This is a genomic window from Shimia sp. R9_2, assembly GCF_017743735.1.
In the GTDB taxonomy this organism is placed as follows: domain Bacteria; phylum Pseudomonadota; class Alphaproteobacteria; order Rhodobacterales; family Rhodobacteraceae; genus Shimia.
In genome coordinates this window covers 416811-441573 of record NZ_JAGHRO010000004.1, presented here as the reverse complement: position 1 = coordinate 441573, position 24763 = coordinate 416811, and the positions used below count along the sequence as shown (strand labels likewise).

General features: G+C 60.6%; 24 protein-coding genes. 17 read left to right on the top strand and 7 right to left on the bottom strand.

The window, feature by feature from the left end; genetic code table 11:
- Window positions 1–198: 198 nt before the first annotated feature.
- Together J7400_RS13055 and J7400_RS13050 are read right to left on the bottom strand one after the other, a co-directional pair.
- Window positions 199–1599 carry a helix-turn-helix transcriptional regulator gene (locus J7400_RS13055; RefSeq protein WP_209063899.1) on the bottom strand — a complete coding sequence of 467 codons (1401 nt, stop codon included), beginning with the start codon at window positions 1597–1599 and terminating at the stop codon, window positions 199–201.
- Window positions 1600–1731: 132 nt separating this feature from the next.
- Entirely contained in the window at window positions 1732–2946 is a 1215-nt protein-coding gene (locus J7400_RS13050; protein WP_209063898.1) for a multidrug effflux MFS transporter, read from the bottom strand.
- A gap of 249 nt (window positions 2947–3195) precedes the next feature.
- Here J7400_RS13050 and J7400_RS13045 point away from each other — a divergent pair, with 249 nt between their 5' ends.
- The 7 genes from J7400_RS13045 (at window position 3196) to J7400_RS13015 (ending at window position 7367) form a co-directional block, all read left to right on the top strand.
- Window positions 3196–4728, top strand: coding sequence for an acyl-CoA carboxylase subunit beta (locus J7400_RS13045; RefSeq protein WP_209063897.1), 1533 nt, complete (start codon window positions 3196–3198; stop codon window positions 4726–4728).
- Window positions 4729–4776: 48 nt separating this feature from the next.
- On the top strand, window positions 4777–5202 hold the full coding sequence (locus J7400_RS13040) for a hypothetical protein (RefSeq protein WP_209063895.1): 426 nt from the start codon (window positions 4777–4779) through the stop codon (window positions 5200–5202).
- Window positions 5203–5313: 111 nt separating this feature from the next.
- A complete protein-coding gene (locus J7400_RS13035; protein WP_209063892.1) occupies window positions 5314–5715 on the top strand; it encodes a cupin domain-containing protein in 402 nt (133 codons plus the stop codon).
- Complete coding sequence (locus J7400_RS13030; RefSeq protein ID WP_209063890.1) at window positions 5712–6065, top strand: hypothetical protein; 354 nt, start codon at window positions 5712–5714, stop codon at window positions 6063–6065. Before J7400_RS13035 ends, J7400_RS13030 begins: the two co-directional genes overlap by 4 nt.
- Entirely contained in the window at window positions 6062–6556 is a 495-nt protein-coding gene (locus J7400_RS21200; RefSeq protein ID WP_247738778.1) for a DUF6497 family protein, read from the top strand. Before J7400_RS13030 ends, J7400_RS21200 begins: the two co-directional genes overlap by 4 nt.
- A gap of 202 nt (window positions 6557–6758) precedes the next feature.
- A complete protein-coding gene (locus J7400_RS13020; protein WP_209063885.1) occupies window positions 6759–6905 on the top strand; it encodes a hypothetical protein in 147 nt (48 codons plus the stop codon).
- A 108-nt stretch (window positions 6906–7013) separates the two neighbouring features.
- Window positions 7014–7367 carry a hypothetical protein gene (locus tag J7400_RS13015; RefSeq protein WP_209063883.1) on the top strand — a complete coding sequence of 118 codons (354 nt, stop codon included), beginning with the start codon at window positions 7014–7016 and terminating at the stop codon, window positions 7365–7367.
- An 86-nt stretch (window positions 7368–7453) separates the two neighbouring features.
- On the opposite strand, the gene J7400_RS13010 is transcribed toward J7400_RS13015, so the two are convergent.
- Window positions 7454–8602: a DcaP family trimeric outer membrane transporter gene (locus J7400_RS13010; protein ID WP_209063881.1), complete on the bottom strand. Its 1149-nt coding sequence runs from the start codon at window positions 8600–8602 to the stop codon at window positions 7454–7456.
- Window positions 8603–9246: 644 nt separating this feature from the next.
- Here J7400_RS13010 and J7400_RS13005 point away from each other — a divergent pair.
- From J7400_RS13005 to J7400_RS12995, 3 genes are all read left to right on the top strand, one after another.
- Entirely contained in the window at window positions 9247–9450 is a 204-nt protein-coding gene (locus J7400_RS13005) for a hypothetical protein (RefSeq protein WP_209063879.1), read from the top strand.
- Between the two features lie 172 nt (window positions 9451–9622).
- Window positions 9623–11650, top strand: coding sequence for an acetyl/propionyl/methylcrotonyl-CoA carboxylase subunit alpha (locus tag J7400_RS13000; RefSeq protein ID WP_209063877.1), 2028 nt, complete (start codon window positions 9623–9625; stop codon window positions 11648–11650).
- A gap of 73 nt (window positions 11651–11723) precedes the next feature.
- Window positions 11724–12638 (top strand): aldo/keto reductase, encoded by a 915-nt coding sequence (locus tag J7400_RS12995; protein ID WP_209063875.1) that lies wholly within the window; start codon window positions 11724–11726, stop codon window positions 12636–12638.
- A gap of 43 nt (window positions 12639–12681) precedes the next feature.
- Here the strand turns inward: J7400_RS12995 and J7400_RS12990 are convergent, their stop codons facing one another.
- A complete protein-coding gene (locus tag J7400_RS12990; RefSeq protein WP_209063873.1) occupies window positions 12682–13155 on the bottom strand; it encodes a DUF4174 domain-containing protein in 474 nt (157 codons plus the stop codon).
- Between the two features lie 111 nt (window positions 13156–13266).
- Here J7400_RS12990 and J7400_RS12985 point away from each other — a divergent pair, with 111 nt between their 5' ends.
- The 7 genes from J7400_RS12985 (at window position 13267) to J7400_RS12955 (ending at window position 19794) form a co-directional block, all read left to right on the top strand.
- Window positions 13267–14223 carry a hypothetical protein gene (locus tag J7400_RS12985; protein WP_209063871.1) on the top strand — a complete coding sequence of 319 codons (957 nt, stop codon included), beginning with the start codon at window positions 13267–13269 and terminating at the stop codon, window positions 14221–14223.
- A 17-nt stretch (window positions 14224–14240) separates the two neighbouring features.
- The gene (gene scpA, locus J7400_RS12980; RefSeq protein WP_209063869.1) at window positions 14241–16376 is read left to right on the top strand and encodes a methylmalonyl-CoA mutase; all 2136 of its coding nucleotides are present in this window, start codon (window positions 14241–14243) and stop codon (window positions 16374–16376) included.
- 170 nt (window positions 16377–16546) lie between these two features.
- Window positions 16547–17155, top strand: a complete 609-nt coding sequence (locus J7400_RS12975; protein ID WP_209063867.1) for a VOC family protein — start codon at window positions 16547–16549, stop codon at window positions 17153–17155.
- Window positions 17152–17631: a GNAT family N-acetyltransferase gene (locus J7400_RS12970; RefSeq protein WP_209063864.1), complete on the top strand. Its 480-nt coding sequence runs from the start codon at window positions 17152–17154 to the stop codon at window positions 17629–17631. The genes J7400_RS12975 and J7400_RS12970 overlap by 4 nt, the downstream gene beginning before the upstream one ends.
- 42 nt (window positions 17632–17673) lie before the next feature.
- Window positions 17674–18351, top strand: coding sequence for a molecular chaperone DjiA (locus J7400_RS12965; RefSeq protein ID WP_209063862.1), 678 nt, complete (start codon window positions 17674–17676; stop codon window positions 18349–18351).
- Complete coding sequence (locus tag J7400_RS12960) at window positions 18351–19376, top strand: endonuclease/exonuclease/phosphatase family protein (protein ID WP_209063860.1); 1026 nt, start codon at window positions 18351–18353, stop codon at window positions 19374–19376. The genes J7400_RS12965 and J7400_RS12960 overlap by 1 nt, the downstream gene beginning before the upstream one ends.
- Window positions 19377–19401: 25 nt before the next feature.
- Window positions 19402–19794: a hypothetical protein gene (locus J7400_RS12955; protein WP_209063857.1), complete on the top strand. Its 393-nt coding sequence runs from the start codon at window positions 19402–19404 to the stop codon at window positions 19792–19794.
- A gap of 44 nt (window positions 19795–19838) precedes the next feature.
- On the opposite strand, the gene J7400_RS12950 is transcribed toward J7400_RS12955, so the two are convergent.
- The 3 genes from J7400_RS12950 to J7400_RS12940 form a co-directional block, all read right to left on the bottom strand.
- Window positions 19839–21374, bottom strand: coding sequence for a Ppx/GppA family phosphatase (locus tag J7400_RS12950; protein ID WP_209063856.1), 1536 nt, complete (start codon window positions 21372–21374; stop codon window positions 19839–19841).
- An 86-nt stretch (window positions 21375–21460) separates the two neighbouring features.
- The gene (locus J7400_RS12945; RefSeq protein ID WP_209063854.1) at window positions 21461–23635 is read right to left on the bottom strand and encodes an RNA degradosome polyphosphate kinase; all 2175 of its coding nucleotides are present in this window, start codon (window positions 23633–23635) and stop codon (window positions 21461–21463) included.
- 162 nt (window positions 23636–23797) lie between these two features.
- Window positions 23798–24739, bottom strand: coding sequence for a sterol desaturase family protein (locus J7400_RS12940; RefSeq protein ID WP_209063852.1), 942 nt, complete (start codon window positions 24737–24739; stop codon window positions 23798–23800).
- Window positions 24740–24763: the final 24 nt, after the last annotated feature.

The window sequence follows — 24763 nt, the reverse complement described above, 5'->3', positions numbered from 1 at the left end:
AGCTCAAAAGAAAATGTGTGACCGCGCCATTGAACGATTTTCAAACTGGGCGCGAGTTTTGGGAAATATAACTATTTCAGAGGGTTGTGTGATGCGCACGCAGCGCGTGTGGCTCACAGGGGGCTGGGTCTCCCCCTTGGGGTGCAACATGGCTCACGCTTTGGTGAGCCGTGCGGCGGGTTTAGGCCGTGCTTTGGGTCAGCCCACGTCGTAGGGGAGCACATCGCGACGGTTCTCGTCAATCGTCAGGCGACGCTCCAGCGGCGGCACGGAGCGCTGATGGCAGTGTGTGCGTTCACAAATCCGACAGGAGATGCCGATCGGCTCAAAGGCCTGCGGGTTGTCGAGCTCCATATGGTCGGCATAGACCAGGGCATCGGCGTGGCGGATCTCGCACCCAAGCGCGATGGCGTAGCGGCGCACGGGCGCGCCGAAGTGGCCGCCGGATTTGGAGACATCCCGCGCAAGGGAAATATAGCGGACGCCGTCCGGGGTTTCGGCAAGCTGGCGCAGGAAGTGGCCGGGGGTCTCAAAGGCGCGGTGGACGTTCCAGAGCGGGCAGGCGCCGCCGAAGCGGGCAAACTGCAGGCGGGTTGCGGAGTGGCGCTTGGTGATGGTGCCGGCCTGATCCACACGCACAAAGAAGAAGGGGATGCCCTTGTTGCCGGGGCGCTGCAGGGTGGAGAGCCGGTGGGCGATCTGTTCGATGGAAGCGCCAAAGCGGTTGGCCAGCAGCTCCAGATCGTGGCGCGTGTCGCGCGCAGCCTCCAGGAAGATGCCGTAGGGCATGAGGGCTGCACCCGCGAAATAGTTGGCAAGGCCGATCTTGGCGATGGAGCGGGCGGCGTCGCTTTGGAAGCGGGCGAAATCCAGCGTGGCTTCAAGCAAAGTGCCGTGCTGGAGCAGGGCGACTTGCAGCAGGAGCTGGAAGGTCTGGGTTTCAGGCTGGGCGTAGCGTGAGATTTGCAGGCGCTGGGTGTCCGCATCAAAGGCGCGCAGGTGGTCGACATCGGTGAAGGACACGGCGATGCCAGCCTCCCGCAGCGCGGCAAGGGCAGCGGCGCGGACGCCGCCGTGTTCGACCGCCTGTTGGGCAAAGCGCTCGGCGGCGTGGTCCACCGCGTCGATGTAGTTGTCACAGTAGTGGAAGAAGTCGCGCACCTCATCCCACGGGCTCGACTGCATCTGCACGTCCTGACGCCCAAGCGCTTCGTCCAGAGAGGCGAGGCGTTCGTGGGTCTGCCGGTAAGCGCGGTGCAGCTCCAGAAAGGCGCGGGCCAGCGCGGGCGCATTGGACGCTGCGAGGCGCAGATCGGCCAGCGGGGCGGAGGTTTCGGCAAGGACCGGATCCGCCAGGGCTTCGCGCATGTCAGAGACCAGGCGCTCGCTGTCTCCGGTGCTGAGCTCTGTCACGTCCAGCCCGAATTCTTGTGCGAGAGCGAGCACAACCGTGGTGGAGACCGGACGATTGTTGTTTTCCATCTGGTTCAGATAGGGCAGGGAGACGCCGAGTTTCTGGGCGAAGTCCTTTTGTGTGAGCGTCAGCCGCGTGCGGATTTCGCGTAGCTTTGCGCCTGCGTAGAGCTTTTGCGTTGGCACAGTGGTCCTCCCGTGGTCCTCCGGTTTGCATAGCTGCAAAGATAGCTTTGCAAACCGCGCTGCGCCAGCGGGATTTTGCAGGGTGCGACGATGGGGCGGTGCAGGTTTGACGCGCAGAGGTGTGGCGCGCGCTCAGAGGCGCAATTGCTTTTCGCGCAGCATCACAAGGGCGATGGCCAGCACCGCGCAGCCTGCGGTGGCCACCATCAGCCAGAGCAGCGGGAAGGCTCCGGTTTCCGGTGTCAGCAACGTGCCTGCCAGCGCCGAGAGTGCCGCGCCGCCGCCAATCATGATCGCGCCGGTGAGGCCGGAGGCGGTGCCTGCCAGCTGCGGGCGCACGGACAAAGCACCTGCGGTGGCGTTGGGGATGGCAAGCCCGTTGCCGATACCCACAAAGCTCATGAAGCCAAAGAACACCTCGGCGGAGCCATAGCCCATGTAGAAGATCGACAGTGAGGTGGCGATGCCAAGGCCGCAGATCAGGCAGCCCGCCATAACCATGCGGTTCACGCCGATGCGTGCGGAGTAGCGGCCTGCCAGGAAGTTGCCGATGAAATAGCCCACTGCAGGAGCGCCAAAATAGATGCCCATTTGTGAGGAGGTCATGCCAAAAAGTTCCGTGGCCACATAGGGCGCGCCGCCAAGGTAGGCAAAGAAGGCGCCGGAGGTGAAGCCATTGGCCAGCGAGTAGCCCCAGAAACGCGGGCTAGTCAGCAGCTCGGGATATTGGCGGACCTGCTCTCCAAGGCTGAGACCGCTGGCGGATTTGGTTTCACCGAGATCGCGGTAGGCCAGCCAGAAGATCGCCAGCCCCACAAGAAAGAGCATCCAGAAGCTGGCCTGCCAGCCAAAGGCCGCATCCAGCACGCCGCCTAGGGCGGGGCCGAGCATGGGCACCACGGTCATGCCCATGGTGACATAGCCGATCATGGAGGCTGCCTCATCGGTAGAGACCATATCGCGCACCACCGCGCGGGTCAGGACCATAGCAACAACCACCGCCGCCTGAAGCATGCGGAAGGTCAGGAAGGTGGCGGCATTGGGGGCAAAGATGCAGCCCAATGTGGCCAGCAGAAAAATCACCATGCCGCAGAGGATCACCGGGCGGCGGCCAAACTTGTCAGATATCGGCCCGACCACAATCTGCAGCACGCCGTTCACCGCGAGGTAGACCGCGATGGAAAGCTGCATCACCGCGTAATCCGTGCCGTAGTAGGTCGCCATGGAGGGCAGGCTTGGCAGGAAGATGTTCATGCACAGCGCAGAGACCCCGGCCAGCAGGATCAAGGTGATGATGTTTGGTGGCGTGGTGCGGTCCAGGAAAGTGCCGCGGGTCTGGCTGTTCATGGGCTAAGAGGTAGGGGGGGCCCCTTTCAATGTCCATGAAGAAATTTCAGATGTGAAGAATTTGCGGATTTGCAATTCGCACCCACGGAGTTTCATCTGATTTGCAAATTTGCCGAATAAAGCTTTTGCCGCGGGGATGTCCTTCTTATGGTATCGTTCAACCGAGGTGTGCGCCTGTGTTTTCCGGTGGTCTGGCGGCAAAAGCCAAGCAGTCGGGGTGGTGCGCAAGAGAGATCATGAGGGACTGCCATGAAAGATATTTTGCAGCAATTGGAAGAGCGTCGTGAGGTTGCACGCCTTGGCGGCGGTCAGCGCCGGATCGACAGTCAGCACGCCAAAGGCAAGCTGACCGCGCGGGAACGGATCGAGCTTCTGCTGGATGAAGACAGCTTTGAAGAGTTTGACATGTTCAAAACCCATCGCTGCACCGAGTTCGGCATGGAGAAAGACAAGCCCGCAGGCGACGGTGTGATCACCGGCTGGGGGACCATCAACGGCCGTATGGTCTATGTCTTCTCTCAGGACTTCACGGTGTTTGGCGGCTCGCTGTCTGAAACCCACGCGCAGAAGATCTGCAAAATTCAGGAGATGGCGGTGCAGAACGGCGCGCCGATCATTGGTCTGAACGATTCCGGCGGCGCGCGTATTCAGGAGGGTGTGGACTCTCTGGCGGGCTATGCCGAGGTGTTCCAGCGCAATGTGATGGCTTCCGGTGTGGTGCCACAGATCAGCGTGATCATGGGGCCCTGTGCCGGTGGCGCGGTGTACTCGCCTGCGATGACCGACTTCATCTTCATGGTCAAAGACACCTCTTATATGTTTGTGACCGGCCCGGATGTGGTGAAAACCGTGACCAATGAGGTTGTGACCGCAGAAGAGCTGGGCGGCGCAAGCACCCACACTAAGAAATCTTCTGTTGCGGATGGTGCGTTTGAAAACGACGTAGAAGCACTTGCCGAAGTGCGCCGTCTGGTCGACTTCCTGCCGCTCAACAACCGCGAAAAGCCGCCTGTGCGCCCGTTCTTTGACGAGCCGGGCCGGATCGAGAAAAGCCTGGATACGCTGATCCCGGACAATCCGAACACGCCTTATGACATGAAAGAGCTGATCCATAAGGTGGCGGACGAAGGCGATTTCTACGAGATTCAGGAAGATTACGCCAAGAACATCATCACCGGCTTCATGCGTCTGGAAGGCCAGACCGTGGGCGTGGTGGCCAACCAGCCGATGGTGCTGGCGGGCTGTCTGGACATCGACAGCTCCCGCAAGGCCGCACGGTTTGTGCGCTTCTGTGACTGCTTTGAAATTCCGATCCTGACGCTGGTGGACGTGCCGGGCTTCCTGCCGGGCACCACACAGGAATATGGCGGCGTGATCAAACACGGTGCAAAGCTGCTGTTTGCTTATGGTGAAGCGACCGTGCCGAAGGTGACCGTGATCACCCGTAAGGCTTACGGCGGTGCTTATGACGTGATGTCCTCCAAACACCTGCGCGGCGATTTCAACTACGCCTGGCCCACAGCGGAAATCGCGGTGATGGGCGCGAAAGGTGCCACCGAGATCATCCACCGTGCGGATCTGAATGACCCGGAGAAGATCGCGGCGCACACCAAGGATTATGAAGACCGGTTTGCGACCCCGTTTGTGGCCGCAGAGCGTGGCTTTATCGACGAGGTGATCATGCCGCAGAGCACACGCAAGCGCGTGTGCCGGGCCTTCGCGAGCCTGCGCAATAAGCAGCAGAAAAATCCTTGGAAAAAGCACGACAACATTCCGTTGTAATGCGCTAGAAGTGGATTCATTGAAAATCCATACAGGGAAAAGTTGAATATGAGATCGCTTATCTTTGCTTCTTGCGCATTGCTTTCATTGCCGGTTGCGGCGCAGAGCCAATCCTGCCGGGGCGTGCAGGCGTTTGATCTTGGCGGTGGCACCAAAGGCTGTGTCGTCACCATTGAGGAGAGCGCCATCGTCACCACGCGTTCGCGTGATGACGGTGCCAGCACCCAAACCCGTCGAGCGGCGCAACCTTTGGTGGCTGCGGCGATGACTGGGCCGGTGCCGGGCAAGCGAAGCGTTGTGAAAAAGCAGATGGTTGCGATGTGCAAAGCCACACAAGGCAAAGTACGTGAGCAATTCTCTGACGCAAAATACAACCGGGTCATCTTGTACATGGATTGGCGCGATGCTGGCGGCGAACTGTATGGCGGCTTTTCGACAGATACCTGCCGTGGTTTCAGGTTCTTTGATGGCTGATAGTGTGCGCGCATATCTCCCCAGTGTTGGGCAGGCCTCGGCAATGGGGTGCGCGCGCGCTCTTTGGGGGCGGGCACAATGTGTCCGTTCCTGCGAAGGGACGGTTTGATCATGACTGAGCTCTTCAAAAATCAAGCGTTTACGATCTCCCATGCTGATGACGGAAAGTTCGTCGGGCAGGGGCTGCGGGCGTTTTTTGAGTATCGGGATCTCGGTATCAAGGACGGCACCCAAGGCAAGTTTGGCGCGCATGTCATTCGGGCGGTGCCGGGGATGGAGAGCCCGGGGGCTTGGCACAGCCATGAGCTGGATTTCCAGATGGTCTATGTGACCAAGGGCTGGGTGGTGTTTGAGTATGAGGGGCAGGGCGAGCATGTGCTGCGCGAAGGCTCCTGCGTGCTGCAGCCGCCGGGCATCAAGCATCGCGAAGTGCGTCATAGCGATGATATGGAGCTGATCGAGATCATCAGTCCAGCAGAGTTTGACACCTCCGATGAGGAGGCGCCCGCATGAGCAAGGCGCGCTGGCATATTCTGCGCGAGGGCGACCGGCTGACGGTTGCGCGGCGTGTGCCTGTGCGCTGGGATCTGGCGGTGCAGACCACGCTGCCGGATGCCGGTCGGCTGCGGATTGCCCAGCAGGTGCGTCAGGATATGTGGCGGGCGTTGCAGGATCTGCGCGGCTTTGCGCCGGTGGTGCAGGTGACGCGTGTGGATGGCATGCTGCAGGTCAAGGCTGGCGGCGCAGTGGCTGGTGCGGTGGCGCGCGAAAAGCTGGAAGCCGAGATTTCTGAGGTGCTGAACTGCCCTAAGCGCCGCGCGCGCTGGCTGCGCCACGCGCAACACAAAAGGGTGGCAGCATGACGATTTTCGCCTCAAACCCTTGGATTGTGAAAAAAAGTTCCGCGTTGCGCACATTTTTTGGAGCTTTTGTTAAAAAACTGTGTAAGCCTGCGACTCACGTTGTTTTTGCCGCATTTGGAGGGCCCCTTTTGGGTGCAGCGGCCACAGCTGGAGTTTTGGAGGAGGCTCCAGCTGTGCCCTCCGGTAACACAGTTTCCCTACATGAAGTGCTGTTTGAGACCCGTGCGGACACCAGCCGCGTGGCGCGGTTTCGCTATGTCATGCCTGTGATGCAGCAGGGCGTGACCTTTGCGGAGATCGAAGGGGACTTCTTTCACCTGTGCAATGGCGTCGCGGTGCCGTATCTGGCGGTTTCCGAAGAAAAAGTCGATCAGGTGATCATATCCATGGCGGACAGAGAAACAGAATTCGGCGTGATGACCCATCTCGCCCAGCAGTATTTTGAAGCTTTCAGCGTGCAAGACGGCACCTGTATCTGGGAGGGCTTCTGATGGCGCTACTAGATATTGTTGCGGATTTGGCGGCACAGTGCGACGTTGCGGCAAAGTGGCCACATCGCATGAACGCCGACCGCTATCCCTATCTTTTCACAACGCAATCCCATAATCTCCGCGCATGTCGCAACACCGCGGCAGTGAGGCAGGCAGGGTGCAAACGCCCTGTCCATACTGAAAACGATAAGTGGAGAAACAGATGTCCAAGAGCATCAAGTCATTCCTCGCGATTGGCCTTGTGGCCCTCGTGGCGGCCTGCGGCCAAGACGAACCAATTGAAGAGTTCGTTGTGGTTGACCCAGAGCCGATCTCAACCGAGCCAGCCTACACTGGCAAATACAAGTAAGGCGCACAGCCTTTCGATTCGCACGACTCGTGAGCAGGCCGCGCGGCCTGCTTGCACCACACAACAGGTGATGCGGATACCGCTCCCTCAGCAGAAGGGAGCGCTGGCATGATCAAGCATCGCGGCTTCCCCGGGCGTCTTCCGGGTTCAGATTTTCAATTCACAATTCGACGCGCCAACCCACGCGGCGTGACACCGATCACCCGCAGAGAGCGTTTCAAGGACCGCAAACCGGCTGACCGGCGCGCGGACACGGCCTTTATGGCCGCGCTTTGGGAGCATTTCGGAGATCAGCCCTTTGAGCGCGGCAATCTGGATGCCGGGCGTCTGAGCTGGCTTTTCGGGCGCGAGGTGATCGCGGTGGACGATCCGTTTGATCCGGAGAGCTATGACGCGCTTATGGTGATTGATGAGGCCGTGGCACGGGCCTCTTTCCCGGACGCGTTTGAAGACGACTACTGATGCAGCAGCCGGGCGCACATATCACGTTGCCCCCAATGGGTATGGCCCCACCTGCCGCGATGGGCGGGCAGGGCCATGGCTTCGCTTTAGAAGTTCAGCTGCACAGCCAGCTGGATACGGTCGGAGTCAAACGTGCGCCCGGTGGCCACATCGTTGCGTTCCCCGATGAAGTATTCCGCGCTGAAGGTCAGATCATCCGTCACCTTGTAGAAGGCGTTGAGGTGGATGGTTTCCAGCTCGTCAAAGGCCAGGGTGCCTGTGGATGTGGCGAGGTCGTAGTCTTCCCGACCGTAGGCGATGCCAACGTTCCAGCGTTCGCCAATGTCCTGACGGAATTCCAGCGTGTAGCCGGAGACGTCATTGGCCTGACCGCCGACAGCGGCGTTGCCTGCACCGATGAGCAGCGGGCCGAGGGCTTCGCCGTCAACATAGGTGGCCTGGAACAGACCGCCCGCCCAGGGACGAACCGCGCCGGAGAGGGTGAAGCCGCTCTGGTCGATGTCCTGTCCACCGGTGCGCACAGTGCCGGCAAGGCCTGCCACGCGGGCGCTGAAGAGGTCGGTGTCATAAGACAGGGCCGAGGTGAAGGTCGGGTCATCAGAGGTGGTGTTGTTTTCCTCGATGGAGGCACTGAAGGTCAGGGCGTCCCAGCTGTGGGTGTAGCGGATCTGCGGCACACGGGCGAAGGCGATGCCGACGGGGCCGTTGAATTCCACCGTGGTGGGGTATTGGCTCAGTGGCATGAAGTTGGTCCAGTCCTGACCGATCAGCCAGTGGTCACCCAACTGCACGCTGGCGTGGCGCAGGCGCAGCTCGGCGGTGCCGCCGGAGCCGAACAGATCCAATTCAAGACGTCCGGAGACATTGCCGATGCCGGTGTCGGTGCTGGTGCGGAAGCCGAGGCGGGATTGCCGCGCGGTGGCGCCAAAGCTGCCGTCGGTGGCGTTGGCTGGCTCCCCGATGGCATTCGGGAAGGCCGTGTCGCCCTGCCGGAAGTCGGTGTCATAGTAGAAGTCGGCTTTCAGGTAGCCGTAGATGTCGACGCTGGTGCCGCCAATGCTGAAGTCGCCGCCGCCGGTGCTGGCCGGTTCGCTGCCGGCCTCAAGCGCCTCGACGCGGGCGCGCAGCGCGTCAAGCTCGGACTGCGTGCCTTGATCCTGGGCCTGCGCGAGAGTGCCGGTCGTCCCTATGGTCAATGCCGCGACAGTCAAGAGTTTATGTCTGGGTTTGCTCATGTGGCTGGTCCTTTCAATGACGTGCAACACCCCATGCGTTTCACGGGTTTGCGGATTGTCGAAATGACGTCGCCGCGAGCCAGCGTGAGCAAAAATTCAGTGCTTTGTGACAGTTTTTTGAAGGTGCGCGCTGCAGGGGCCTTACGTAAGGGTAAGGCATTGAAAATGCAGACCACGCCATTGTTGGCCCATTGTGATCGGTCCCCTCTTGAAACTGCACTTGTGTACCAATTGGTTCCTAATTTTCGCGTGTTTGTGAAGGCAGTTGATCGCCAGTCCGCGCTGCGCCTGCCAAATACGGTCGGCGGGAAGTTGCCTTGGGGTGAGCGGATTGAGCAGGATGCGGCCTACTGTGGCACATCGGGGCAGAATGCGCTTTGGTTCCCCAAATTTGGTGTCATCATGATTTCCGTGGGATGCGCCGTTCTGGCGGGTTCCTGTAACAGTGTATTCCGTTACCCTTCCCCTTCCGGGTGGTTCTGTCGTGTCCCTTCAGAATCACCCGTTTTTTCGGTTCCGAGCCTGCCAGAGGCCGCGCCGGAAACCGCGGGAGCGCTTGCTGTCAAAGAGTTGCGCAGCGGGCAGACGGATGCAGGCAGAAACGCAGAGGGCATAAGACCCTCACAGGTATCGGAAACTCAGCAATGCGTATCAAAGCAGCAATTCTCGGCGTCTGTGCGCTCACCGCGCTTGGCGCCTGTGGCGACAACCTTGGCGAACAGGCGCTCATCGGCGCGGGCGCAGGCACTGCGGCCTCTGCGGTCGTGGGCGGCAGCCTCGCCGCTGGCGCGGTCATCGGCAGCGCAGCCAACGTCGTTTATTGTAAAGAATTCTCCAACAAGTGCTGATGAAGCGCGGGCGGCGGCAGCTGTCGCAGCCCCGGCATCAGTTCTGAGATATTCGGCTGCCCGTCAGTCGAACCCGAAAACGAAGCCATCCACCCGTTTGCGCGGGCGGGTGGCTTTTTTGTTGCCAAACCAGACCGCGCAAGCGGCCTGACAAGACCAAAAGGACGAGACGATGTTCGACAAGATCCTGATTGCCAACCGGGGCGAGATTGCCTGCCGTGTGATCAAATCTGCCCGCAAGATGGGCATCAAGACGGTGGCGATTTACTCTGACGCCGACAAGCAGGCGCTGCATGTGCAGATGGCGGATGAAGCGGTGCATATTGGCCCGCCGCCCGCCAACCAATCCTACATCGTGATCGACAAGGTCATGGACGCCATCAAGAAGACCGGCGCGCAGGCGGTGCATCCGGGCTATGGCTTCCTGTCGGAAAACGCGAAATTTGCCGAGGCGCTGGAAGCGGCTGGCGTGGCCTTCATAGGCCCCCCTAAAGGGGCGATTGAGGCGATGGGGGACAAGATCACCTCCAAAAAGATCGCACAGGACGCCAATGTCTCCACCGTGCCGGGCTATATGGGTCTGATCGAGGATGCGGATGAGGCCGTGAAAATCTCCAATGAGATCGGCTATCCGGTGATGATCAAAGCCTCCGCTGGTGGCGGCGGCAAAGGCATGCGGATCGCGTGGAATGATGAGGAAGCGCGCGAGGGGTTCCAATCTTCCAAGAACGAAGCAGCCAACAGCTTTGGCGATGACCGTATCTTCATCGAGAAGTTCGTGACCCAGCCGCGTCACATCGAAATTCAGGTGCTGTGTGATGCGCATGGCAACGGCGTTTATCTGGGCGAGCGCGAATGCTCGATCCAGCGCCGGAACCAGAAAGTTGTGGAAGAGGCGCCAAGCCCGTTCCTTGATGAAGCCACCCGTAAGGCGATGGGCGAGCAATCTGTCGCGCTGGCGAAAGCGGTGGGCTATGCCTCCGCCGGGACCGTGGAATTCATCGTGGATGGCGAGAAGAACTTCTACTTCCTTGAGATGAACACCCGTCTGCAGGTGGAACACCCTGTGACCGAGCTGATCACCGGTGTGGACCTTGTGGAGCAGATGATCCGTGTTGCCAATGGCGAGCCACTGACCATCACCCAAGACGATGTGAAGCTGCAGGGTTGGGCGATTGAGAACCGCCTGTATGCGGAAGATCCTTATCGCAACTTCCTGCCGTCCATTGGCCGTCTGACCCGCTACCGCCCACCGGCGGAGACCAAAGCCTACACCCCGGGCACCCAACCCGGTGATGCGGGTGATGAGGTCGTGCGCAATGATACTGGCGTCTATGAAGGCGGCGAGATCAGCATGTATTATGACCCGATGATCGCCAAGCTCTGCACCTGGGCACCGACCCGCGACGCGGCGATTGAGGCGATGCGTGTGGCGCTGGACAGCTTTGAAGTCGAAGGCATTGGCCACAACTTGCCGTTCCTGAGCGCGGTGATGGATCACCCGATCTTCATCAAAGGCGATATGACTACGGCCTTCATTGAAGAGCAGTATCCGGAAGGCTTTGACGGCGTGGAGCTGCCAGAGGCGCAGCTGAAGCGCGTGGCGGCGGCTGCGGCGGCGATGTATCGCGTGGCAGAGATCCGTCGCACCCGTGTGTCGGGCCGCATGGACAACCACGAGCGCCGTGTCGGCAAGAAATGGGTTGTTTCCCTGCAGGGGCATGACTTTGCCGTGAAGGTGAAGGCCGACAAGGAAGGCTCTACCGTCAAGTTTGAAGATGGCAGCAAGCTGCGTGTGGCCTCTGACTGGACACCGGGTGACCAGCTTGCCGAGGTTGATGTGGATGGCCGTCTGGTGCTGAAGGTTGGCAAAATCTCCGGCGGGTTCCGTCTGCGGACCCGTGGTGCGGATCTGAAGGTGCATGTGCGCACGCCGCGTCAGGCCGAGCTTGCCAAGCTGATGCCGGAGAAGCTGCCGCCGGACACCTCCAAGATGCTCTTGTGCCCAATGCCGGGTCTGATCGTGAAGGTCGACGTGGAAGTGGGTGACGAAGTGCAGGAAGGTCAGGCGCTGTGCACGGTGGAAGCCATGAAGATGGAAAACATCCTGCGGGCCGAGAAGAAGGCCGTGGTCAGCAAGATCAACGCAGCTGCGGGCGACAGCCTTGCGGTGGATGATGTGATCATCGAATTCGAATGATCTGATCCAGACAATGGCTCGTCCGGCTTGGATGTCGGGCGGGCTCTCACCGCCGAAACCATAGGAGCCCGCCATGACCGGAGACGCATTGCAGATTGCAAAGACGACCAAAATTGGCCCGTTTGACACCGGGCGGCTGGCCTATGGGTGCTGGCGGTTTGCAGGGTCTACAGCGGCAGAGGCGGCGCAGAAGGTGCATGCGGCGCTGGAGATTGGCGCCAACCTTGTGGACACGGCGGCGATTTATGGATTTGGCGCCGAAGGCTTTGGCGCTGCGGAAGAGGTGCTTGGCGCTGTCTACCGCGCGGAAAAAGATCTGCGCGCACGCACGGTGCTGGTGACCAAAGCGGGCATTCACCCGCCTGTGCCTTACGACAGCCGCGCGTCCAACCTGATTGCGAGCTGTGAAGGCTCACTCGCGCGGCTTGGCACCGACACCATCGACGTTTTCCTGATCCATCGTCCGGACCTGCTGGCCTCGTTTGAGGAGGTGGCGGACGCGCTGACGCAGCTGCGCCAGGCGGGCAAAATCCGGGAAGCGGGGGTGAGTAATTTCACCCACACGCAGATCCGGGCGCTGCAGAGCAAGCTGGATTTTCCGCTGGTCGCGAGCCAGCCGGAGTTTTCACCGCTGGCGATTGATCCGCTGGAAGATGGCACGCTGGATATTGCGCAGGAGCTGAACCTTGCGGTGATGGCCTGGTCGCCGCTTGGTGGAGGCCGTTTGACGGCGGCGCATCAGCCGGAAGCGGGCACGCAGGAGGCCCGCGTGCTGACTGTGCTGGAAGGGATTGCCACGCGCGAATCCGTCGGCGTGGACCATGTGGCGCTGGCCTGGGTTCTGGCGCATCCCAGCAATCTTATTGCCCTGATCGGCACGCAGAATGTGGCGCGGATCAAAGACAGCGCCAAGGTGTTTGACGTGCGTCTGAGCCGTCAGGATTGGTATGATGTGTTGGTCGCCGCGCGCGGGAAAGCGATGCCGTGAGACCGGCCGCCGGGCATATCATGTCGCGCGCAGAGGCGCGCGTTCACGGCTGGCGACGGTCGCGGATTTCCTGTTGGCGCAGCGGGTTTTTGTCGATGCTGGCAGAGATTTCGCGCACCGACCACGGCAGTGGTTTGCGGAAATACACAATGCCGTCCTTGCCGACAAAGGCCATCATGAAGCCGCGCGGGCGCAGTTTCTGGCGCAGCGGGGATTTGGCCGCCGGATCGGTGTCGGTGAAGACAATAACGTCGCGCTCAAGCAAAGCTTCAGGGCGCGCATTGATGAGCTCCATCTGCTGGATGAAGCGCGGATCGCGCTCGGTGTCGGCAAACACCACGATCAGCCGATTCACCCAGCGGAAATCCTCGAGCTGTGCATCAAGGCCTGAGCGCACAAGTTGTGGTGCATTTTCGGTGTTTTCTGCGCCGGGGGCGGTTGGGGCTTCGGTGGCCTGCGCCGCAACGCCGGTGGCTGACAGAAAGGCAATTATAACAAGGGCTAAGCGGTGTGTCATTCTCTCTCCTGCTGCGCCCAATATAAGCGTGCTGACCCACAATACGATCCCTAACCGTAAAATGGGTCAAATTTTACAGTCGATTAGCAAGATATCCATGGGTGTCTGTGCATGATGGCGGTCTCTGTATATCCGGCCGCCCCTGCGGGTATGGCCTTTAGCAAGGTGCGCGCAGCCATGGACGTCATCCTACATGTCGGGGCCCATCTCTCTGGGGTTTCCACACTCGCAAGCTATCTCAATCGCAACCGCCGGTCGCTTCAGGCCCGTGGTTTGGCGGTCTGGACTACAGAACACACCCGCAAGGGCCTGTTTGACGGGGTCACTCTCAGATCCGGTTTGCATGGCGTGGAACGACGCCGTGCACGCGGGGCCGGGCGGGTGCAATTGCGGTCTGCCATGCTTGAGCGTGACAAGGTCAAGGATCTGATGGTGCTTGAACCGGACATGCTGGGCAGCATGGAAAACAACCTCGCCGCAGAGCGGCTCTACCCGGCGGCGGGGGAGCGGGTGGCGCGGGTTGTGCATGCTTTTGGCGGACGTGTGAAGCGCGTGATCATCGGCATTCGCGCGCTTGAAGACTATTGGGGAGGGGCTTTGGCGCACGGGTTGCGCTGGGGCCGGGACCTGCCGGATGAGGCAAAGCTGGAGCGCCTGGTCACACAGCCGCGCAGCTGGCGCAAAGTGGTGCTGGATCTGGCCTGCGCCGCGCCGGATGCCGAAATTCTGGTGATCCCCTATGAGCGTTTGGGCGCGCGGCCGGAGGTCGTGCTGGGATATGCGGTCAGCGGACGTTTTGAGGCGCCGACCAACTTCCGCCTGAACGGTCTGGCTCAGGTGCCGAAACTGCCTGAGCTGAGAGAGATCCTGCGGGACCGCGGGGAGTCACCTGACGCACTGCCCAATGGGATGGGGCGCTGGCATCCGTTTGATGCCTTCAAGGTTGATATTTTGAGAGAAATTTACGTCGAAGATCTGGCCTGGCTGCGCGCCGGGGCGGATGGACTGGCGTATCTGATTGAAGACAGCGCACCTGAGAGGGCTGGTAGTGCCAGCCGCTTTGGCTAGCAAAAACGAAGACGAGGATGACGTCGATGACAGACACCAAGAAATGGGCCGAACTGGCGGAAAAAGAGCTGCGTGGAAAACCGCTTGAGGATTTGACGTGGAAAACGCTCGAAGGCATTGATGTCAAACCGCTCTACACGGAAGAAGACACACAGGATCTGCCACATATGGGCAGCCTGCCGGGCTTTGGCCCGTTCACACGCGGCCCCAAGGCGACGATGTATGCCGGCCGCCCCTGGACCATCCGCCAATATGCGGGCTTTTCAACAGCGGAAGAATCCAACGCCTTTTACCGCCGCAACCTCGCGGCCGGTCAGCAGGGTGTGTCTGTGGCCTTCGATCTGGCAACACACCGCGGCTATGACAGCGACCACGAGCGCGTGGTGGGTGACGTGGGCAAGGCCGGTGTGGCGATCGACTCCGTTGAGGACATGAAGATCCTCTTTGACGGCATTCCGCTGGACAAAGTGTCAGTGTCGATGACCATGAACGGCGCGGTTATTCCGATCCTTGCGAACTTCATCGTGGCCGGTGAAGAGCAGGGCCACGACAAGAGCCTGCTGGCGGGCACCATTCAGAACGATATTCTGAAAGAGTTCATGGTGCGCAACACCTATATCTATCCGCCTGAGCCAAGCATGCGGATCATCTCTGACATCATCGAATACACCTCCAACGAGATGCCGAAGTTCAATAGCATCTCGATCTCCGGCTACCACATGCAGGAAGCGGGGGCGAACCTCGTGCAGGAGCTGGCCTACACGCTGGCGGACGGGCGCGAATATGTGCGTGCGGCGATGGATGCGGGCATGGATGTGGATAAATTCGCAGGCCGCCTGAGCTTCTTCTTTGCGATCGGCATGAACTTCTTCATGGAGATTGCCAAGCTGCGCGCGGCGCGCACGATCTGGCACAAGATCATGACTGAATTTGGCGCGAAGTCCGAGCGCTCCAAGATGCTGCGGACCCATTGCCAGACCTCTGGTGTGAGCTTGCAGGAGCAGGATCCTTACAACAACGTGATTCGCACCGCCTATGAGGCTATGAGCGCGGTTCTGGGCGGCACCCAGTCGCTGCACACCAACGCGCTGGATGAAGCCATCGCGCTGCCGACCGATTTCTCCGCACGCATCGCGCGCAACACCCAGCTGGTGCTGCAGGAAGAGACCGGCGTGACCAATGTGGTCGATCCGCTGGCGGGTTCTTACTACATCGAAAGCCTGACCAATGAGCTGATCGAGAAGGCCTGGGCGCTGATCGAAGAGGTCGAGGAGATGGGCGGCATGACCAAGGCGGTGGCCAGCGGCATGCCAAAGCTGCGCATCGAGGAAAGCGCTGCGACCCGTCAGGCGATGATCGACAAGGGCGACGAGGTGATCGTTGGGGTCAACAAATACCGCAAGGAGCAGGAAGACCCGATCGACATTCTGGATGTGGACAACGTGGCGGTGCGCGAAAGCCAGATCGCCCGTCTGGAGCGCATCCGGGCGGAGCGTGACAGCGCCGCTTGTGACGCCGCACTTGAGAACCTGACAAAAGTGGCGAAGGAAGGCGGCAACCTCTTGGCCGCAGCAGTGGAAGCCGCGCGTGCCCGCGCCTCGGTAGGAGAGATCAGCATGGCAATGGAGAAGGAATTCGGCCGTCACCGCGCTGAGGTGAAGACGCTCGCCGGCGTATACGGCGCGGCCTATGAGGGCGACGAGGGCTTTGCGGCCATTCAGAAATCCATCGAGGATTTTGCCGAAGAAGAAGGCCGCCGTCCGCGTCTGCTGGTGGTGAAGATGGGGCAGGATGGTCATGACCGTGGTGCAAAAGTGATCGCGACTGCCTTTGCCGATATCGGCTTTGACGTGGATGTGGGCCCATTGTTCCAGACCCCGGCAGAAGCGGCGCAGGATGCGGTGGACAACGACGTGCATGTGGTCGGGATTTCCTCGCAGGCAGCAGGTCACAAGACGCTGGCCCCACAGCTGATTGAAGCGCTGAAGGAGAAAGACGCGGAGGACATCATCGTGATCTGCGGCGGCGTTATTCCTCAGCAGGATTATGAGTTCCTGCAGAATGCCGGTGTGAAGGCGATCTTTGGCCCGGGCACCAACATTCCGGAAGCGGCGCAGAACATTCTGGAGCTGATCCGCGACGCCCGTAAGTAAGCGGGGCCGAACAGTGCGGGGGCCAGCCCCCGCGCGCAGGTTTAAACGGGGGCCAGCCCCCGTGCCCCCGGGATATTTCGGGCAAGAGGAAGGGGCGCGGTTTCGCGCCTCTTTTTGCGTTGTGGTGGCGCGCGCTTTGGGCTTTGGTGGCGCCAAAGCAGGAGGGTGTGATGCTGAGATTGGATCATTTGGCCGTGGCCGCGGAAACGCTGGCAGAAGCGGTGGCACATGTGGAAGAGGCGCTGGGCATCAAAATGGGGCCGGGTGGCGAGCACGCGCATTTTGGCACGCACAATCAACTGATTGGTCTGGCGGATGGGCTCTATCTGGAAGCGATTGCCGCCAATCCGGCGGCGGATGCGCTGCCCTATCCGCGGTGGTTTGATCTGGATCGCCTTCTAGGCGGGCCGCGTCTGGGGAACTGGATTTGCCGCAGTGATGATCTGGACAGCGAGTTGGCGCGTCTGGATGCGGAGGCGGGCAAGCCGATTGCCCTGTCGCGTGGGGATCTGAAATGGCGGATGGCGGTGCCGGACAGCGGCGTGCTGCCGTTTGACAACCGCTTTCCGGCGCTCATTCAGTGGGATGTGGCGGTGACACCGGCGGAGCTTCTGCCCGCCTCCGGCGTGGCGCTGACACGTCTGGAAGTGGCGCATCCAGAGGCAGCGGCGCTTGCGGCGGCGGTGGGTTTGCAGGACGCGCGTGTGGTGTTTGTGGACGGGCCTTCCGAGTTGCGCGCAACCTTTGAGACACCGCATGGCACGCGGGTGCTGCGATGACGCTGCGCAGAGCCGCGGCGTCAGATGCCGAGGTGGTGGCGGCGATTTGGAATGCCGAGATCCGCGACGGTGTGAGTACCTTCACCACAGTTGAGAAGACCTCAGAGCAGGTGCGCGCGGCGATTGAAGCCGAGGCGGCAGCGTTTTTTGTGGCGGAGCGGGCAGGGCAGATTGTGGGCTTTGCCACCTATGGCGCGTTTCGCGGCGGGCCGGGTTATGCGCGCACGGTGGAGCACACGGTCTATCTGACACCTTCGGCGCGCGGGCAGGGCCTTGGGCGCGCTTTGCTGGAGCAGCTTGAGGATGGAGCAAAATCGGCCGGGTATCATGTGATGGTGGCCGGTGTGGGGAGTGAAAACGCCGCAGGCATCGTATTTCACAAAACCATGGGATTTCAGGAGGTTGGACGGCTTCCTGAGGTGGGACGCAAGTTTGATCGCTGGATGGATCTGGTCTTGCTGCAAAGAATGCTGTGATGCAGCACTGGCATTTGACGGCAGAGAGGATAGGTTAGGGATATGTCTATTTGGTCCCGCATCAGCCAAGCTTTGTCCGCCCTCAGTCAGGGGGAATCCCTCGCGGAGGTTTTTGAACAGTTGCGCGCGCCGCCGGAGCGCTCTGTGGCTTTCACCATTGCGGTGATTGCGCTGGGGGCAAAGATGGCCAAAGCCGACGGTCTGGTGACCCGCGATGAGGTGACAGCCTTCCGCGAAGTCTTTCAGATTGCCCCCAAAGATGAGGCCAAGGCGGCCAAGGTCTTTAACATGGCGCGTCAGGACGTGGCGGGGTTTGAGGAATATGCTCATCGTATCAAAGGCATGTTTGGCGCGGTGCGCGGGCGGCCCGGGGACTTGATGGAAGGGCTGTTCCATATCGCCGTGGCCGATGGGGAGTATCACCCCAATGAGGACATCTTCCTCAGCCGTGTGGCGGAAATCCTCGGCATGGATGACCATTGCTTCAAAGCTTTGCGGGCGCGCTATGTGCCGGATGCGGAGCCTGATCCTTATAGCGTGTTGGGGGTAGACCCGGAGACGCCAATAGAGGATATTAGAAAGGCCTGGCGACAACTTGTGCGCGACACCCATCCGGACAGCATGATTGCGCGGGGCGTGCCTGAAGAAGCGGTGAAAATCGCTGAAAAACGTATGATTGATATCAACAGAGCCTGGGATCAGATCAACGAGGCCGCGTGATGCGCATCGCCACATATAATGTGGAGTGGTTTTCGAGCCTCTTTGATGAGGACAACAGGCTTTTGCGCGATGACGAGGCATCCGGGCGGCAAGGCGTGAGCCGGGCGGCGCAGATTGAGGCGCTGGGGCGCGTGTTCACCGAGATGGATGCGGATGCGGTGATGGTGGTGGAAGCGCCCGATCAGGGGCGGCGGAGAGACACCGTTGCGGCGCTGGAGCATTTTGCCGGACAGTTTCAGTTGCGCGCGCGCAAGGCGATCATGGGCTTTGCCAACACCACACAGCAGGAAATCGCCTTACTGTTTGATCCGGCGGCCTTGGTGCCGATGCATGACCCGCGCGGGGCGGAAGCCGGACCGGATGGCGCAGTGGGCGCACCTCGGTTTGACGGCGCCATGCGGATTGATCTGGATGTGGATGCGCGGGAGGATCTGGTGCGGTTTTCAAAGCCGCCGCTGGAGCTCGATGTGACCACGGCCAAAGGCCGCACGTTCCGCATGATCGGGGCGCATCTGAAATCCAAGGCCCCCCATGGCGCGCGCGGGGATGATGAGGTCATGCGCATCTCCATTGCCAACCGGCGCAAGCAGTTGGCGCAGGCGATCTGGCTCAGGCGGCGGATCGAAGAGGATCTGGCAGCGGGCGATGATGTGATCCTGCTCGGCGATTTGAACGACGGGCCGGGGCTTGATGAGTTTGAGCATCTGTTTGGTTATTCCTCGGTGGAGATCCTGATCGGGCCGGAGGATGGCGCGCGCATGTTTGACCCGCACGCGCAGGATGCGCTGCGCCACCCGCTGGCGGCGCAGGCCAGCACGGCGCGGTTTCATATTGAGCGGCAGGGGCGCTATTTGTCGGCCTTGCTGGATTACGTGATGATTTCGGAAGGGCTGCGCAACGCGCGGCCAAAATGGCGCATTTGGCATCCGTTTGAAGATCATGCCTGCTGGCAGAATGCCCCGCTGCGCGAGGCTTTGCTGGCGGCGTCAGACCACTTTCCCGTGGTGCTGGACATTGATCTCTGAGCGGGGCGGCGTAGGAAGGAAGACCATGAAACAGAGATTTTTGGCCGCAGGCCTATGCGTGGCCGTGAGCCTGTCGGGAAGCGCGGGCTGGGCTGAGGAAGAGGCCGAGGGGCGCAGCCTGATGGAAGAAGGCGCGCTGTTGTTTTTTAAAGGCCTGCAGGAAGAAATGGCACCCGCGCTGGAGGGGCTTCAGTCATTCATGGAAGACGCCGGGCCGAGCATTCAGGCCTTTATGCTGGAGATGGGCCCCAAGCTTGGGGAGGTGTTTTCGCAGGTGAAGGACTGGAGCCAGTATCATGCGCCGGAGATGCTGCCCAATGGGGACATTATTTTGCGCAAGAAGGTGCCCGAGGTCATCACACCGGAAGACGAGGGTGATGTGGGTGAAAGCAGTGAGGATGGCGCAATAGAGCTGTGAGTGCGCGCGCCCGGCGCGCACTCATAGGAGTAAACGCGATCTGATCAGTCGCGCACCTTTACCGTTGGGGCGGCCCCCAGCGTGTTGCAGAGCGCGTTGAAGCGGGATTCGGCCACCTCGCCATAAAGCGCGCCGGTGCTGGTGGGCAGACGCAGATGCAGCTCTGCCTTCTTCGGGTAGTATTTCAGGCTGCCCATATTCTCGCTGTCACTTTGCCAGAGCATCGCGCCAAAGCGCATGGATTTGCCGATGACCTCGGCCTGATGGCGCTGTTTGTCGCTCAAGAGGCGAGCAAGCTCTTCAAAGCGGGTGCCTTCGGCCTTGTTGCGGTAGCGGTGCAGCAGGGAAAGGCCAAGGAACACACGTTCGCTGTGTTTCAACCCGCCGAGGTTTGCGCGGGTGGTGCTGTCAAACACGGTTTCAGCGCGATAGTCAGGATGCGCGCGCCAGCTGACGTCATGCAGCAGGCAGGCGGCTTTGATCAGGCGGTGCTGTTCCGGCTTGGCCGCGTTGAACAGCGGCTGGATGAAGCGGTACAGCGCCTTGCCAAAACCGGGGATGCGGGCGTCTTTGGCTTCCATGAAGCGGCAGGCCTCGATCAGCGGATCACGCTGGCGGATGCGCTCTGGCATCTGTTCATAGAGCACGCCTTCGCGGATGCCGTAGGAGCTGATGGCGATGTCATGCGGCTTGAAACGGCGCAGCACGCCTTTGAGCACTTCAATGGCCAGCGGGACAAGGTCCATACGGGAGCTGGAAATGCCGCAGCGTGCGCGCAGCTCGTCGGGGTCCTGAGACTGGATATATTTGGCGGTTTCGCGCACCGAGGTGGCGGTCATGCGGTATTCATGCAGCACTTTGAGCGGGTAGTTTTGCCGCTCCATGTCGATGCGGGCGATGGCCCGCCAGCTGCCGCCCACAAGGAACAGGCGGTTTCGCTGGTTGCCCATCTGGTTGTAGAGCTGGTCGAGCGTGTCGTTGATGAAAGCGCGGCGGCCCTTTTTGCCGCCTTTGACATCGCGCAGCTTGAGCGGCCCAAGCGGGGAGGTCACACGGCGGCCCACCTGACCGTCGTTGATTTCCGCCAGCTCCATGGAGGCGCCGCCAATGTCACAGATCAGTCCGTAAGCGCCGGGCCAGCCGGTGAGCACACCCTGCGCAGAAAGGCGGGCCTCTTCTGCGCCGTCGATCACGTGAATCATCACGCCGGTCTGCTCGAGCACTTCCGCGCAGAAGGCCTGACCATCGCTGGCTTCGCGCACGGCGGCCGTGGCCACGGCTGTGAGGCCAGAGACCCGCATGGTGCGCGCAATCTGGGCAAAGCGGGCGATAGCGGAGAGCGCACGCTCGCGTCCTTTGGGGTTCAGCCTGCCGGTCTCGGCAATGCCAGCGCCCAAGGCACACATGATTTTTTCGTTGTAAAAATAGGCCGGGCTGCGGGCGGCCCCGTCAAAGACCACCAGTCGGACGGAGTTGGATCCCACATCAACCACACCAACGCGAGACAGGGCTCGGGCTTCGGGATCTTCAAAGATGGGGCGTTCAAACAGGCTGTGATCCTGTTTCGGGTCATTGGGCATAGGCGTCTGGTCCGGCCAAAAAAGTCGCGTGGTTCTGCATCATTACTGTGCGCCACGCGGCTTTTTCGGTCAATCAGACGATGAGGTCAATCATCCGTATGGGTCAGTTTGGGCACATCTGATGCGCCGGCCGATCCGCGGCCCGAAAGCGAGGGGTTTTCCATGAAGAAACGGTGGCAGTTGAAGGCAAATGCGCCCTCAGGCACCGGCAGACGTGTAAAGCTCCCGTCAGGTTTCATCACCCAGCTTTGCGCCACATCCGCTAGGTTGGCGGCCAGAACCTGACTCATGATCTGCGCTTTCACCGTGGCGTTTTTGACCTCGACCAACGTTTCCACGCGGCGTTTGAGGTTGCGCCCCATCCAGTCGGCCGAGGACATAAAGACGCGGGCTTTTTTGTTCGGAAGCTCCTGACCATTGGCAAAACACATCACCCGGGAGTGCTCCAGAAAGCGGCCGACGACGGATTTGACGCGGATGTTGTCAGAGAGCCCTTCGATGCCAGGCCGCAGACAGCAGATGCCGCGCACCACGAGTGAGATTTTCACACCGGCCTGAGAGGCCGCATAGAGCGCGTCGATCACTTCCGCATCTACCAGCGAATTCATCTTGGCCCAGATCGCGGCGGGTTTGCCCGCGCGGGCGTTCTCCGCCTCAGCGCCGATCATTTCCAGCAGGCGGGGCTTGAGCGTGATGGGGGAGATCGCCAGATTGTCGAGCTTTTCCGGCTCCACATATCCGGACAGGAAGTTGAACACCTTGTTGGCGTCGCGTCCCAGATCGGCGTCGCAGGTGAAAAGGCTCACGTCTGTGTAAATTTTGGCGGTGATCGGGTGGTAGTTGCCGGTGCCGTAATGGGTGTAGGTGACGAGCCTGTCACCTTCGCGCCGCACCACGGTGGAGATCTTGGCGTGGGTTTTGAGATCGAGGAAGCCATAGACCACATGGGCGCCCGCGCGCTCAAGGCGACGGGATTGGCGGATGTTGGCGGCTTCGTCAAAGCGCGCCTTCAGCTCCACCAGCGCGGTGACGGATTTGCCGTCCTCAGCGGCCTCACAAAGGGCGCTTACGATGGGGGAGTTTTTTGACGTCCGATAGAGGGTCTGTTTGATCGCAACCACATTGGGATCATGGGCGGCCTGCTGCAGGAAACGCACCACCATGTCGAAGGTCTCGTAGGGGTGATGCAGCAGCATGTCTTTCTGCCGGATCGCAGCAAACATATCGCCGTCAAAATCCTGCACCCGCTCCGGCACGCGCGGGGTGAACGATGGCCAGAGCAGATCCGGGCGCTCATCAACCACAAGTTCCTTGAGGTCGGCAAGGCCAATCATGCCTGCGATATCGACCACCTCATCGCCGCGCACCTCGAGCTCATCCATGATGAGTTTCTTGAGGGAAGCAGGAGCATCTGCGGTGATCTTGAGGCGGACAACTTCGCCGCGGCGGCGGCGTTTCAGGGCCACCTCAAATTCGCGCACGAGGTCTTCGGCCTCGTCTTCGACCTCAAGATCGCTGTCGCGCAATACACGGAAGGCGCAGTGGCCTTTGACTTTGTAGCCGGGGAACACGCTGTCCAGATGCAGGATCAGCAGCTCTTCGAGCGGCAGGGCGCGGACGGTATTGCCCTCGGAGGGCAGGAAGACAAAGCGGTCAATCTGATGCGGGATCGGCAGCAGCGCCTGAAGGGGGCGTTTGTTTTTCTTGCGCTCAAGCTGCAACGCCAGAGAAAAGCCGGTGTTGGGGATGAAGGGGAACGGGTGCGCCGGGTCGATGGCCAGAGGCGAGAGCACCGGGAATACGCGGTTCATGAAGACATCTGCGAGGAAGGTCTGGTCGTCTTCGGAGAGGGCCTCGCGGTCCAGAATATGGATGTCTTTGTCTTCGAGCGCCTCGCGCAATTCGTTGAACATGCGCTGCTGTTCCTGCAGCAGGTTGCGGGCGTCTTCGTTGATCAGAACAAGCTGTTCCGCCGGGGAGTGGCCGTCCTGAGCGGGGCTGGTGTGCCCTTCGCGCACAAGCTCGCGCAGACCGGCCACGCGCACGGTGTAAAATTCATCGAGGTTGGTGGCGGAAATCGACAGAAAGCGCAGGCGCTCCAAGAGCGGCACACGCGGGTTTTCGCTTTCTTCCAGCACACGCCAGTTAAAGCCGAGCCAGCTCAGCTCGCGATTGTAGAATCGGTCCGGCCCGGAGATGTCCAGATCAGGCATCGCGGTGGCGGCGGGGAAGTCGGATTTCAGAAAGTCAGCTTGGGTCATGCGGCTCTCATGCCATTGGCAGGTAACGAGAAGATGACTTTAGGGCGGATTTTGAGGAGGGTCCAGCGCACGGGCGACAGATCGCTGGGAAAGCGGGTGGCGTTGGCGTGTCAGCCGCTCTTTGAGGCTGTGCTGACACTCAACTGTCCCAGTTTATGACCGTCAGCCGCGCTGGAAGATCCGTTTGGCTTTGATCAGCGGCTCAATGTAGATGCCATAAACGGTGCGGTAGTCCTGCGTTTCTTCGCCGATGCCGAAGTCCAGCTCTTCGCGCCCTTTGGGGACATAGAGCGTGCCGCCCATGCGATCCCAGATCGCCAAGCCGCCCCCCATGTTTTTGTCCCAATGCTTGGGATCGCTGGAGTGGTGGATCTGATGCATGGCGGGCGAAATCAGCCATTTTTCAATGCGCGGGCCGTAGCTGACCCAGGCGGGGCTGTGGCGCAGGACACCGCCGATGAGGTTGGAGCCGAAGAAGATCACATTTGCGCCGCCAAGTTGATAGACGGTGAGCTGATCCCCGAAGAGGCCCACGAAAATCCCATTCACCAGCGCAGCGGCGCTGATCGTGCCGGTCAGGAAGAACACGGCGTCCAGCGGGTGATGGCGCTCGGCAGTGGCGAAGTTCAGATGTTCGGCGGAGTGGTGGATCTTATGAAATTCCCAGAGCACCGGGATTTTGTGCTGCAGATAGTGCAGCCACCAGCGCATGAAGTCATTCACCACGTAAAGCGAGACGGTCAGTGCCACCGCGACCCAGATTGAGCCGCTTTCGGATTGGAGATCTGCGCCAAAGGATTTCACGCCGCTGGCGACGATGGCGCTCAGGCTCCAAAGCTTTTTGAGGAGCCAGTCAAAGGCCAGAACCATGATGATCGGGTTTGCGATCAGAATGATGTAGTCGATGAAGGCGGAACGCGAGCCCCAGACCTCTTTTCTAAAGAACACCGAATGGAATTTGCGGTCATCGCCGCCGACGCGATGGGCGCATACGGCGATGGCCATGCCGCAGAGGACATAGACCCAGAAATGCCGCAGGTTTGCGTTGTGGGTTATTCCAGTGATCTTGGACAAGGCCAGTTGGGCCAGTTCGGTGATATCCATTCGCGCCCCCGCGTATGTAAATTG

Bases quoted from the DNA above. Each gene is read 5' to 3' on its own strand.
- J7400_RS12975 (WP_209063867.1), top strand. From the start codon at position 16,547: ATGCTGAGATTGGATCATTTGGCCGTGGCCGCGGAAACGCTGGCAGAA.
- J7400_RS13000 (WP_209063877.1), top strand. From the start codon at position 9,623: ATGTTCGACAAGATCCTGATTGCCAACCGGGGCGAGATTGCCTGCCGT.
- J7400_RS13005 (WP_209063879.1), top strand. From the start codon at position 9,247: ATGCGTATCAAAGCAGCAATTCTCGGCGTCTGTGCGCTCACCGCGCTT.
- J7400_RS13040 (WP_209063895.1), top strand. From the start codon at position 4,777: ATGAGATCGCTTATCTTTGCTTCTTGCGCATTGCTTTCATTGCCGGTT.
- J7400_RS12950 (WP_209063856.1), bottom strand. From the start codon at position 21,374: ATGCCCAATGACCCGAAACAGGATCACAGCCTGTTTGAACGCCCCATC.
- J7400_RS13045 (WP_209063897.1), top strand. From the start codon at position 3,196: ATGAAAGATATTTTGCAGCAATTGGAAGAGCGTCGTGAGGTTGCACGC.
- J7400_RS12960 (WP_209063860.1), top strand. From the start codon at position 18,351: ATGCGCATCGCCACATATAATGTGGAGTGGTTTTCGAGCCTCTTTGAT.
- J7400_RS12940 (WP_209063852.1), bottom strand. From the start codon at position 24,739: ATGGATATCACCGAACTGGCCCAACTGGCCTTGTCCAAGATCACTGGA.
- J7400_RS12970 (WP_209063864.1), top strand. From the start codon at position 17,152: ATGACGCTGCGCAGAGCCGCGGCGTCAGATGCCGAGGTGGTGGCGGCG.
- J7400_RS21200 (WP_247738778.1), top strand. From the start codon at position 6,062: ATGACGATTTTCGCCTCAAACCCTTGGATTGTGAAAAAAAGTTCCGCG.
- J7400_RS12990 (WP_209063873.1), bottom strand. From the start codon at position 13,155: ATGACACACCGCTTAGCCCTTGTTATAATTGCCTTTCTGTCAGCCACC.
- scpA (WP_209063869.1), top strand. From the start codon at position 14,241: ATGACGTCGATGACAGACACCAAGAAATGGGCCGAACTGGCGGAAAAA.
- J7400_RS13010 (WP_209063881.1), bottom strand. From the start codon at position 8,602: ATGAGCAAACCCAGACATAAACTCTTGACTGTCGCGGCATTGACCATA.
- J7400_RS12965 (WP_209063862.1), top strand. From the start codon at position 17,674: ATGTCTATTTGGTCCCGCATCAGCCAAGCTTTGTCCGCCCTCAGTCAG.
- J7400_RS12945 (WP_209063854.1), bottom strand. From the start codon at position 23,635: ATGACCCAAGCTGACTTTCTGAAATCCGACTTCCCCGCCGCCACCGCG.
- J7400_RS13015 (WP_209063883.1), top strand. From the start codon at position 7,014: ATGATCAAGCATCGCGGCTTCCCCGGGCGTCTTCCGGGTTCAGATTTT.
- J7400_RS13020 (WP_209063885.1), top strand. From the start codon at position 6,759: ATGTCCAAGAGCATCAAGTCATTCCTCGCGATTGGCCTTGTGGCCCTC.
- J7400_RS12955 (WP_209063857.1), top strand. From the start codon at position 19,402: ATGAAACAGAGATTTTTGGCCGCAGGCCTATGCGTGGCCGTGAGCCTG.
- J7400_RS13050 (WP_209063898.1), bottom strand. From the start codon at position 2,946: ATGAACAGCCAGACCCGCGGCACTTTCCTGGACCGCACCACGCCACCA.
- J7400_RS13035 (WP_209063892.1), top strand. From the start codon at position 5,314: ATGACTGAGCTCTTCAAAAATCAAGCGTTTACGATCTCCCATGCTGAT.
- J7400_RS12985 (WP_209063871.1), top strand. From the start codon at position 13,267: ATGATGGCGGTCTCTGTATATCCGGCCGCCCCTGCGGGTATGGCCTTT.
- J7400_RS13030 (WP_209063890.1), top strand. From the start codon at position 5,712: ATGAGCAAGGCGCGCTGGCATATTCTGCGCGAGGGCGACCGGCTGACG.
- J7400_RS12995 (WP_209063875.1), top strand. From the start codon at position 11,724: ATGACCGGAGACGCATTGCAGATTGCAAAGACGACCAAAATTGGCCCG.